Raw genomic sequence first — 10,179 nt, 5'->3', positions numbered from 1 at the left:
GAACGAGACATTGCCACCGGTGACCGGGATGCCCAACTCAAGACACGCGTCGGCGAGACCCGTGACGGCCCGCTCGAACTGCCACATGACGTCGGGGTTTTCGGGGCTGCCGAAGTTGAGGCAGTCGCTCACGGCCCGCGGTGAGGCGCCCGTGGCGGCGACGTTGCGGTAGGCCTCGGCGAGCGCGAGTTGCGCACCCACGTAGGGGTCGAGCTGGCAGTAGCGGCCGTTGGCGTCGGTCGCGAGGGCGACGCCGAGGCCGCTCACCTCGTCAACACGGATCATGCCGGCGTCGTCGGGCGTTGCGAGCGCGGTGTTGCCGCCCACGTAGTAGTCGTACTGGTCGGTGATCCACGCCGTGTCGGCGAGGTTCGGCCCGCCGAGCACCTGCAGCGCGTGGGCGCGCAACTCGGCGTCGTCGGCCGGGCGAGCGAGTCGCGCGGCGCTGTCGGCCTGCAGGGCGTCGAGCCACGCGGGGCGAGCGAACGGCCGGTGGTACACGGGGCTGTCGATCGCGACCGTGCGCGGGTCGACATCGACGATCGTTTGGCCCTGCCAGTGGATGATCAAGCGACCCGTGTCGGTCACTTCACCCAGCACGCTCGTCTCGACATCCCACTTTGCCGTCACGGCAAGGAACGCCTCGAGCTTGCTCGGCTCAACGATCGCCATCATGCGCTCTTGGCTCTCGCTCATCAGAATCTCTTCGGCCGTCAGCGAGGGATCACGCAACAGCACCTGATCGAGGTCGACGACCATGCCGCCATCGCCGTTGCTCGCCAGCTCGCTCGTGGCGCACGAGATTCCCGCAGCGCCGAGGTCTTGGATGCCCTTCACGAGGTCGCTCGCAAACAGCTCGAGGCAGCACTCGATGAGCACCTTCTCGGCGAACGGGTCGCCCACCTGCACGGCCGGGCGCTTCGTCGGCCCGCCCTCGCTGAACGTGTCGCTCGCGAGAATGGATGCGCCGCCAATGCCGTCGCCGCCCGTGCGCGCGCCGAACAGCACGACCTTGTTGCCGACACCGCGCGCGTTGGCGAGGTGCAAGTCGTCGTGCCGCAGCACGCCCACGGCGAGAGCGTTGACGAGTGGGTTGGCCTGATACACGGCGTCGAAGACGGTTTCGCCACCGATGTTGGGCAGCCCCAAGCAGTTGCCGTAGTGGCTGATGCCACTCACGACGCCGGGAACGACGCGCGCCGTGTCGGCGTGGTCGATGGCACCGAAGCGGAGGGCATCCATGACCGCAACGGGTCGAGCGCCCATCGAGATGATGTCGCGCACGATGCCGCCGACGCCCGTCGCCGCGCCCTGGAAGGGCTCGATGTAGCTCGGGTGGTTGTGGCTCTCGATCTTGAACGTGACGGCCCAGCCCTCGCCGATGTCGACGACGCCAGCGTTCTCGCCCATGCCGACCATGAGGTGCTCGCGCATCTCGTCGGTGACCTTCTGGCCGAACTGCTTGAGGTGCACCTTGCTCGACTTGTAGGAGCAGTGCTCGCTCCACATGACGGAATACATTGCGAGCTCACCGCTCGTGGGGCGGCGGCCCAAGAGATCGCGGATGGCCTGGTATTCGTCGGCCTTCAACCCGAGTGCCTCAAAAGGCTGCACTTTCTCGGGGGTGGCGGCGGCGTTGGCCACAGTGTCAGGAGCGGGAATCTGCGCGGGGCTCGTCACACCCTCCAGCCTACCGGCGGCCTAGGCTGGTGCTGTCGCCTCACGACCCCGATGGTCGCGCGACGCCCACGTCCCGTCGCCCTGAGCCACCCCAGGAGCCCCGCATGAACGCTCGATTCATCTGGATGTACGCCGCTATCGGTGTGCTCGTCTTTCTCGGCGCGATGTTTGTGGGTATCGCGCTCAACCAGTGAACGCGAGATGCTGAGGGCATGACTCCTGCGCTGGCGCTCACCCTCGTTGACGTGGTTGTCGTGCCCGAGCGCGGGTGGCTGTTCTTGCTCGTGCTGACGGTGCTCACGCTCGCCGTTGCCGCGGTGATGGTCGTGCTCATCGAGCTGCTCGTGCGTGTTGTCGCGATGCGCCAACCGTGGACGGCGGTCTTGCTGCGGCACACCCGCCCGGCTCTGCGGCTGCTGCTCGTGGGCATCGCAGTCTGGGTGTCGGTCAGTCTCGCCGCGCCCGAGTCGCGATTCTCGGAGGTGATCGACCGCATTCTCACGGTCGGCGTCATCGGCCTGTTTACGTGGCTACTGGTCGAGGTCGTCGACTTTGCGTTCGACGGTGCCATGCAGCGGTTTCCGCTGGGCGCCGATGCCACGCGCGCTGCCCGCCGCGCGCACACGCAGCTGACCTTCCTGCAGCGGCTCGCGACCGTGACGATCATCGTCGTGGGCGTGAGCGCCGCTCTGCTGACCTTCCCACAGATGCAAGCCATTGGCGCGAGTCTGCTCGCCTCGGCCGGCCTCGCGGGCATTGTCGCGGGCCTCGCCGCGCAGTCGACCCTCTCGAACGTGTTCGCGGGCGTGCAGATTGCCTTTAGCGACGCCATTCGCGTCGATGACATTGTGATCGTCGAGGGTGAGTGGGGGCGCATCGAAGAGATCACGCTCACCTACGTGGTCGTGCGCATTTGGGATGACCGCCGCCTCGTCGTGCCGTCGACCCACTTCACGAGCACACCCTTTGAGAACTGGACGCGCACGGGCAGCGAACTGCTCGGCTCGGTCGAGCTCGATCTCGACTGGCGCGTGAGCCCCGCCGCAATGCGGTCTCGGCTCGCCGAGATACTCGACGGCACGACCCTGTGGGATCGCCGGGTGTCGGTGCTGCAGGTCTCGTCGGCAACCGACGGTTTGGTGCGCGTGCGCATTCTCGTGAGCGCGGCCGACGCCGGCTCACTCTTTGACCTGCGCAACTACGTGCGCGAGCAACTCGTCGAGTGGGTGCGACTCGAGAGCCCCGGTGCCATGCCGCGCACGCGCGTGGTCATGGTCGATGCAGCCTCGCGCGACGATGCGACGGCGACCGGCGACCCCGCCGACGACTCTGCGAAGCGCCAGTTGTTTAGCGGCACGCCCGAAGCCCACCAGCGGGCGGAGCAAATGCTCGCGCCCTCGGCTGATCCGGATGCGCCGAGCCGGGTGGGCCCGGCAACCGAATAGCGGGAGTCCTGCAGCATCCAAAAGAAAAGACCCAGCCCCTCCCCGAAGGGAGAGAACTGGGTTGTATCTGAGAACAATAGCGCAAGAAGTTAGGCGAGGACAATATCTACCATCCTTGCGGCTTCCGAAGTTCTCCTACTTGGTCCGGGAGTTGATGGCCGAGGAAGTCTTCCTTTGCAAGTCGAAGCCACCAGTGCCTTCCTACTCCATCGCTTCTCTCGCCTTGGAGCATCGCAGAAGTTGGCCGTCGGCTTGGATTGAAGAGCGCAACGGGCACCCGAGCCCTCGCAATCTGCAGGGGCAGCCGAAGGTCGCCATCATTCGACACGACGACGGCGGCATCGATCCGGTGAAGAAACAGGTCCTCCAGAAGTCGAGCCGCAACGTTGACGTCTGAACCTTTTTCTTCGTACGTGGATACGTTCACAAGAAGGTTCACCTCGCCCTCCGGCCGGCGAAACTCGAGCGCCGGGAGCCAATCGGGAATGTTGCCAAGTCCCGGAGAAACGACCCTGTCGATCCGGGCCTTCTTCCCCCTTCGGCCCGGCCTTGAGAGAAGCCCCTTGGCCAATTTGGGATTGTATTGCCCATACTCGACTTTCAGTCGTGGGTCACTGGCGATGGCTCCGATGTAAATCCGCTGGTCACGGGCAGACGAGGCGTCCCCGTCCTTCTCCCTCAAGGCGGTGCAGTAGGCGACTGTCGTTACGGTCGCACGCGGCCAGTCAGTGCGCGCAGTAAGTTTCTGTTCGACGAGTTCGACGATGTTGAGCCAACGCCAGCCTGGGTTTGCGCGACCACACAGGTCTCTGGCCCCGTAGTAGAGATTGAAGGCATCGATATAGACGCCTACCCGCATCTTTCGACGCCGGTGAAAAGTGAGCATGAGACGATGATTCCATGCTGACCTGCCGGGAGTGCAGTCGCCCTTAGCTCTTCGGAACCGGCGGGCCCAGAATCAACAGCACGGTGAAGAGCACCACGACCGCGAGCAGAATGAGGGTGGCCAGCAGGGAGGGGTGGTTGAGCATCCACCGCACCAGGCGATCGAACCAGCGCTGATCACGCGGGTCGTCGGTGGCCTCGCGGCGCCAATCACCCTCGAGCTTGCCGGTGCGGTGAGCCCAAATGTCGAACGGGATGGTCGCGTAGGGCACGATCGCCGTGACGACGGCGAGCAGGCCGAGGCCGACGCCCCAGCGCTGGTTGATGGCCGTCAGCACGGCCGTGGCGCCATAGGTCAGGAAGACGAAACCGTGAATGCTGCCGCCGATCGTCACCGCGATCGACAGGTCGAGCGTCGCCCGCAGGATGAGCCCGGTGATGAGCAGCGTCCAGGTGATCGCCTCGGCGATCGCGACGATGCGGTAGAGCTTCTTCGGGGTCAGGCGCGCGGCCTGGGGTGCGTCAACGGTCACGGCGTTAGTTCAGCACGCTCTGCTTAAGCACCGATGTGAAGAAGGTCAGGCCGTCAACGCCCGAGCGCATGGCCTGGGGCGTGTTGGGCCCGAAGCCGGGCTCGACGGCGTGCTCGGGGTGCGGCATGAGGCCGACGACGTTGCCGCGCTCGTTGCGCAGGCCCGCGATGTCGCGCAGTGAACCGTTGGGGTTGACGTCGAGGTAGCGGAAGGCGACGAGACCCTCGCCCTCCAGGCGGTCGAGCGTGGCTTCGTCGGCGATGAAGCCACCCTCGCCGTTCTTCAACGGGATGGTGATTTCTTGGCCGAGCTCGAAACCGTTGGTCCAGGCGCTGTCGGTGCTCTCGACGCGCAACCGCTGGTCGCGACGGATGAAGTCACCGTGGTCGTTGCGAATCAGGCCGCCGGGCAGCAGGTGCGCTTCGACGAGAATCTGGAAGCCGTTGCAGATGCCGAGCACGGGCATCCCGCTGTTGGCCGCATCAATGACCTCGGCCATGATCGGCGAGCGCGCCGCGATAGCGCCGCAGCGCAAGTAGTCGCCGTAGCTAAAGCCGCCGGGCAGCACGATCGCGTCAACACCCATGAGGTCGTGCGTGCCGTGCCATAGCGCGACGGGCTCGGCACCCGCGAGCCGGATGGCGCGCTGAGCGTCGCGGTCGTCGAGCGAGCCGGGGAAGGTGACGACGCCGATGCGCACTAGCGGGTCTCTCCGGCCACGCTGTCGACGTGCACGCTGATGACGTCTTCGATCACGCCGTTGCTGAGCATGTCGGCCGCGAGCTGCTGGGCCGTTTCGAGCAGGGCTGCGTCGACCTCGCCGTCGACGTGCAGCTCGAAACGCTTGCCGATGCGCACATCGCGAATGCTCTCGTGACCGAGGCGGTGCAGCGCCCCCGCAACGGCCTTGCCGGCCGGGTCGAGCAATTCAGCCTTGGGCATGACCTCGACGACGATGGTGGGCACAGTGGACTCCCGGGGGTGGCTCGGCGGGTGGATGCGCCCAGTCTACCGAGCGCTCAGTATGTAGTCGGCGCGGTCGAGCGTGGGCGCGATGAGCACGGCGTTGGCCTCGTCGGGGCCGAGGGCCCAGGCGCGCGCGTGCTCGTCTGACTTGCCGAAGGCCACGTGCCGCGCGATGAGCCGCTCGAGGCGCGTGTCCTCGTCGAGCACGATGCCGACCGTGAGGTCGAGCAAGCCTGCGACCTGTTCCCACCCGCCCGAGTCGAGCAGCAGGTAGTTGCCCTCGACGATGATGCACGGCACGTCGGGCGTGAACGACAGCTGATCGGGCACGGGCTCTTCGATCGTGCGGTCGAAGCCAGGGGCGCGCACGGCTGACGTTGCCGAGCTCAGCGACTCGAGCAGGGCGACGAAGGCGTCGACATCAAAGGTGTCGGGCGCACCCATGCGCTCGCGTCGGCCGAGCGACACGAGGTGGGCCTGCGGAAAGTGGAATCCGTCCATCGGCAGCACGCGCGAGCCGGGCAGAAGAGCGGCGAGCTGGTCAGCCGCGGTTGACTTGCCGGCGCCGGGCTTTCCGGCCAGGCCCACGAGCAGCGGGGTGGATGCGGAACGCGCGGCGAGCATCCCCTCAACAATCGCGGCCAGGGCGGGCAGGTCAATCGGCGCGCGGTCGTCGCTCACAGCCCCGTCGCGGCTCACGCCGACCGTGCTCACTCCGCGGCTGCCCGATCGGGAATCAGTGCGGCGATGCCGTGCGTCACCGCGTCGTCAACGATGAACTCGGCCCACTCGCGGCAGCCCTGGGCGCTCGGGTGAAAGTCGTCGGTCGCAAAGTGGTCGGAGGCGTAGGGCGGCAAAGGCGGCGTCATGTGCGCGAGCGGGAAGCTCGCGAGCGCACGGCGAGCACTGACCTCGAGCGACTGCGCGTGCAAGTAGAGCGTGCCGCGCAACGGCTCGGGCAGCAGGCCGAAGCGGTGAAACGCGGGCAGGGCGCTCATGAGCACGACCGCCCGCGGGTGGGCCGCTTCGATCTCGCGCACGATGCGCGTGATGTCACGGCGAAAGGCGCGGTGCGAGCGCACCTGCATCGTGTCGTTCGCGCCGAGGCTGATGACGACGACATCGGTCGGCTCGGCGAGCGCCTCGTCGAGGTGGTCGCGAATCACATCGCGCGCCGTTGCGCCATTGCGCCCGCGTGCACGCCAGCGCACGGGGCGCCCGGTGTGCGCGGTGAGCTCGGCGGCGACGCAGCCCGCCAAACCCTGCACGGCCTCCTCGACACCGACGCCCACCGCCATCGAGTCACCCACGACGAGCAGGCGAATCGGGTCGTCTCCGCCGCCGCCCTCCCAGGGCTTTGGCGGCTCGGGCAGCAGCGGCACGACGCGACGCAGGCGCACCGTCTGCGGAACCAAGATGGGCGCGAGGGCGAGCACCACGGCCCGGCTCAGGCGGCGGCCGCGCAACGGGCGGGGTCGGGGGGTCATGCGCGCGAGTCTAGGCGGCTCGGGTCGGCGTTGGTCGAGTGTCAGTGCCCGTCGAGCAACCGGTCGAACCCGACGCTCCACGCATCGTCGACCGCGAAGTCGGCCCAGTCTTTGTAGCCGATGGCGCTCGGGTGAAAGTCGTCGCTCGCAAAGAAGCCCTCGGTGTAGGGCGGCGGGGGCGGCGACATGTGGGCGCGCGGGTGCGCGCCAATGAGGGTGCGTGCCTCGCGCTCGAGCGATTGCGAATGGCGATAGAGGCTGCGCTTGAGCGGGTCGGGCAGCATCTGAAATCGGAAGAAGGCCGGCAGCGATGACATGAGCAAGGCGGTCTCGGGATGCGCGGCAAAAGTGCGCTCGATAATCCGCCGTACGTCACGGCGAAACGCTCGCGCCGAGCGCAGGGCGAGCGCGTCGTTGGCGCCCACGGTAAGAAAGACCAGGTCGGTCGGTCCCTCGAGCGCGGCCGTCAAATAGTGCCGCACGAGGTCGCGTGACGTTGCGCCATTGCGCCCCGCCGCGCGCCAGTGCACCGTGCGTCCGGTGCGCGCGGCAAGCGCTTCAGCCAGTCGCCCGCCGAGCCCGAGGTCGGTGTGATCCACGCCCACGCCCGCGGCCGTCGAGTCGCCAATCACGAGCAGGTTCAGGGGGCGGGATGCTCCGCCCTCGCTACCCGATCCGCCGCCGTCAACGCGGCCTTCCCACGGCAGTGGCGCATCCGGAAGCCGCGGTGTCTCGCGCCGCAATCGGCGCCCCTGCGCGAGCAGCACGGGCCCTTGCGCGGCCGCGATCGCGCGGCTCAGCCGCAGTCGGCGCGGCGGTCGAAACTCGGTCACCTGCGGGAGTCTAGAGCGCTCGGCGGGCGGGAGGCTGAGCCTTTACGCGCCCGCGGGCGTCAGCCGCAGCAGCGTGCCCCAGGGGTCGTCGAGCTCGAGGGTGCGGCCATCGTTGCGCACGGCGACTCCGTGGTGCTGCAGCCGCTCAGCCGTGGCGCCGAGCTCGTCGGTGTTCGGCAGCACGAGGTCGACCTGGCCGAGGCCGAGGGCGGGCATCCGTCGACCGGCGCCGCTGCTACGCCACACGTTCATGGCCATGTGGTGGTGATAGCCGCCCGCACTCACGAAGATGGCTTGCCCGGCGAACGCGGTCGTGAGGTCAAAGCCGAGCTGGTCAACGTAGAAGTGCTGCGCGGTCGCGACATCGCCGACGCTCAAGTGCACGTGGCCGATGACGGCGGGCGCCGAGCCGTGCGCGGCGAGGGCCTCCTCGGTGAGGTGCTCACGCAAGAAGCCGTTGGGGTCGAGAAACAGCGTGGCCATCTCGACCGAGCCGTGCACCCACGACCACTGAGTGCGGTCGCGATCCCAATAGAGCTCGACGCCGTTGCCCTCGGGGTCGTCGAAATAGAAGGCCTGGCTCACGAGGTGATCGCTCGAGCCCGTGAACCGCTGCGGATACGACGTCGCCACCGTGTAGACGGCCGCCGCGAGCGCGGCTTGCGTCTCGAACAAGATCGCCGTGTGAAAGAGCCCCGCCTCACGCGGACCGGCATGTTTCAGCTCGGGGCTGTGCCGCAGAATCACCAGGGGCAGGGATGCGGTGCCGAGGTCGCTCGCCCTCCCCAGCGTCACCACCGGCCCCGTCGCGTCGAGCACGCTCAAGCCCACAGCATCGCGGTAGTACGCGGTCATGCCGTCAAGGTCGGCGACATCGAGCGTCACGGCCCCCATCGAGGTGTCGGCCGCCAGTCGGGTGGATTCACTCATGCCCGAGTCAACCGGCGCACGCCCCGACGCATTCCGTGACTTCATCGCATGTCACATGATCCGCGCATTACCAACCAGCGCTAGCGCCAAGTGCCTTCACTTCCTGCCGCAGCTCTGCCAGTGTTTCGTCTCTTGCTCGGTTATAGGTCCTTTCGCTGGCAAGCACTTGAAAACATCGCAAGATTGCGTCACTCGAGCTGAACCGACCCCAGCGCTCGCACGCTTCTTCGACGTCGTAACTTCGCTGGAGTGCCCTCAGTCCGCCCTTCAGTAGTTTCAGGCTTGACTCTTCAAGACCCTGAACAAGGTCGGCAAGCCCAAGCTCAGCCCGGACCTCGCCGAGGTGGTCATTGTTGATGAGCGTGTGATTGGACGGCAGAAACTGTCGCCTTGCATGGATGACGAAGAAGCCCAGGTCTTTCGCCATGAAGTTGGTCGTGACATGAGCTCGTCGACATACGAGCATTGGGAGTACTAGTGCTTCTGGGTGGGCACGCTTGATTAGCGCAGCCTTCAGGAGGACTTGATAGAGCTCCTGAGTTCGGGGATAGATCCATTCCCGGATGTTCTTTACCTCGACAAGAACCTGTACACCCCATGGGCCCACAGGTTGCCCGGTCGTGTCGAAGCGTTGCAGGACAAAGCCGTTGTCAAGTGGGCCGATCGGGACCGGTCGGCTCATAACGGTGTCCAAGCTGGGGCGACCTCGGGTCAACGTGGACATGGGGGTTCCGACATTCGCAGACAAGAGCGCTGTGTGAAATGCGATCTCGCCGGCGGGCCCGGCCAGGCTCGATTCGCGGCCCTTCGAACCCTCGACGTATGAGTAGTAGCGGCTCATCAGTAGCCGCTTGCGGGCAGCGACGTCGGACTGTTCGCGGGACCTTCCCGTTGTATCAGCGCTGAGTAGAAGTGGAGGTCGCCTTCCTCCACGAGTGGGTTCTTCTACTCGAGACAGTTCGTCGCGTGCTGCGAGGTACCGAATTGCGTTGTGAAGGTGGTGGGGTTCGAACGGGGGCCAACCAAAGTGCACATCAATGAGCTTCGCTTCTAGTTCGATCTTGCTGGCCGCCAGGTGCTCATTCATGAACGCGCGGAGCGCAGCGACAGCGCTGAAGACACGTTCGTCTCGAAGATCATTCATGGCGGCTCCGTGCGGTTTCACCAAACGTAGCCAGTGGTAAGTAGAAGTAGCTCCCTCGGGCGTCGCGTGTCGCTACGAACAGAGCCGCTCGATGAGCTCGCGATACCGCGCGGCCGTGCGCTCGACGATCTCGGCGGGCAGTGCGGGCGGCGTGCCCTGCTTGTCCCAGTTCGCGGCGAGCCAGTTGCGCACGATCTGCTTGTCGAAGCTGTCCAAGCGCGACGGCCCGCCCGCGGCGTAGAGCGTGGCGTCCCAGTAGCGCGAGCTGTCAGACGT

At 66.6% G+C, this 10,179-nt stretch carries 12 protein-coding genes; 1 reads left to right on the top strand and 11 read right to left on the bottom strand.

What is annotated here, in order from left to right:
* Positions 1–1,680, bottom strand: a 1,680-nt coding sequence (gene purL, locus SFU54_RS06565) for a phosphoribosylformylglycinamidine synthase subunit PurL (RefSeq protein WP_319015490.1), incomplete at its 3' end; no start/stop codon positions are given.
* 212 nt (positions 1,681–1,892) lie between these two features.
* Here purL and SFU54_RS06560 point away from each other — a divergent pair.
* The gene (locus SFU54_RS06560; RefSeq protein ID WP_319015489.1) at positions 1,893–3,125 is read left to right on the top strand and encodes a mechanosensitive ion channel family protein; all 1,233 of its coding nucleotides are present in this window, start codon (positions 1,893–1,895) and stop codon (positions 3,123–3,125) included.
* A gap of 106 nt (positions 3,126–3,231) precedes the next feature.
* Here SFU54_RS06560 and SFU54_RS06555 read toward each other — a convergent pair whose 3' ends face one another.
* From SFU54_RS06555 to SFU54_RS06510, 10 genes are all read right to left on the bottom strand, one after another.
* Positions 3,232–4,011 (bottom strand): NYN domain-containing protein, encoded by a 780-nt coding sequence (locus tag SFU54_RS06555; RefSeq protein WP_319015488.1) that lies wholly within the window; start codon positions 4,009–4,011, stop codon positions 3,232–3,234.
* Between the two features lie 43 nt (positions 4,012–4,054).
* Entirely contained in the window at positions 4,055–4,543 is a 489-nt protein-coding gene (locus SFU54_RS06550) for a DUF3817 domain-containing protein (RefSeq protein ID WP_319015487.1), read from the bottom strand.
* A 4-nt stretch (positions 4,544–4,547) separates the two neighbouring features.
* Positions 4,548–5,243 (bottom strand): phosphoribosylformylglycinamidine synthase subunit PurQ, encoded by a 696-nt coding sequence (gene purQ / locus SFU54_RS06545; protein ID WP_319015486.1) that lies wholly within the window; start codon positions 5,241–5,243, stop codon positions 4,548–4,550.
* Positions 5,243–5,509, bottom strand: a complete 267-nt coding sequence (purS, locus tag SFU54_RS06540; RefSeq protein ID WP_319015485.1) for a phosphoribosylformylglycinamidine synthase subunit PurS — start codon at positions 5,507–5,509, stop codon at positions 5,243–5,245. Before purS ends, purQ begins: the two co-directional genes overlap by 1 nt.
* Positions 5,510–5,551: 42 nt before the next feature.
* Positions 5,552–6,208: a nucleoside/nucleotide kinase family protein gene (locus SFU54_RS06535; RefSeq protein ID WP_319015484.1), complete on the bottom strand. Its 657-nt coding sequence runs from the start codon at positions 6,206–6,208 to the stop codon at positions 5,552–5,554.
* Positions 6,209–6,219: 11 nt separating this feature from the next.
* Positions 6,220–6,996, bottom strand: coding sequence for an SGNH/GDSL hydrolase family protein (locus SFU54_RS06530; protein WP_319015483.1), 777 nt, complete (start codon positions 6,994–6,996; stop codon positions 6,220–6,222).
* A gap of 41 nt (positions 6,997–7,037) precedes the next feature.
* Entirely contained in the window at positions 7,038–7,829 is a 792-nt protein-coding gene (locus SFU54_RS06525) for an SGNH/GDSL hydrolase family protein (protein WP_319015482.1), read from the bottom strand.
* Positions 7,830–7,871: 42 nt separating this feature from the next.
* The gene (locus SFU54_RS06520) at positions 7,872–8,759 is read right to left on the bottom strand and encodes a VOC family protein (protein ID WP_319015481.1); all 888 of its coding nucleotides are present in this window, start codon (positions 8,757–8,759) and stop codon (positions 7,872–7,874) included.
* 67 nt (positions 8,760–8,826) lie between these two features.
* Positions 8,827–9,600 (bottom strand): hypothetical protein, encoded by a 774-nt coding sequence (locus SFU54_RS06515; protein WP_319015480.1) that lies wholly within the window; start codon positions 9,598–9,600, stop codon positions 8,827–8,829.
* 375 nt (positions 9,601–9,975) lie between these two features.
* Positions 9,976–10,179: phosphoribosylaminoimidazolesuccinocarboxamide synthase (locus SFU54_RS06510; RefSeq protein ID WP_319015479.1), on the bottom strand; the 204-nt coding region annotated here is incomplete at its 5' end.

It is taken from the genome of Microcella sp., from assembly GCF_033763155.1.
Classification (GTDB): domain Bacteria; phylum Actinomycetota; class Actinomycetes; order Actinomycetales; family Microbacteriaceae; genus Microcella.
The sequence above is the reverse complement of the archived record's forward strand: the minus strand, read 5'-3'. Positions and strand labels throughout refer to the sequence as shown.

Coding starts and splice junctions, on each gene's coding strand:
- SFU54_RS06560 (WP_319015489.1), top strand. CDS start 1,893: ATGACTCCTGCGCTGGCGCTCACCCTCGTTGACGTGGTTGTCGTGCCC.
- SFU54_RS06555 (WP_319015488.1), bottom strand. CDS start 4,011: ATGCTCACTTTTCACCGGCGTCGAAAGATGCGGGTAGGCGTCTATATC.
- SFU54_RS06530 (WP_319015483.1), bottom strand. CDS start 6,996: ATGACCCCCCGACCCCGCCCGTTGCGCGGCCGCCGCCTGAGCCGGGCC.
- SFU54_RS06520 (WP_319015481.1), bottom strand. CDS start 8,759: ATGAGTGAATCCACCCGACTGGCGGCCGACACCTCGATGGGGGCCGTG.
- SFU54_RS06515 (WP_319015480.1), bottom strand. CDS start 9,600: ATGAGCCGCTACTACTCATACGTCGAGGGTTCGAAGGGCCGCGAATCG.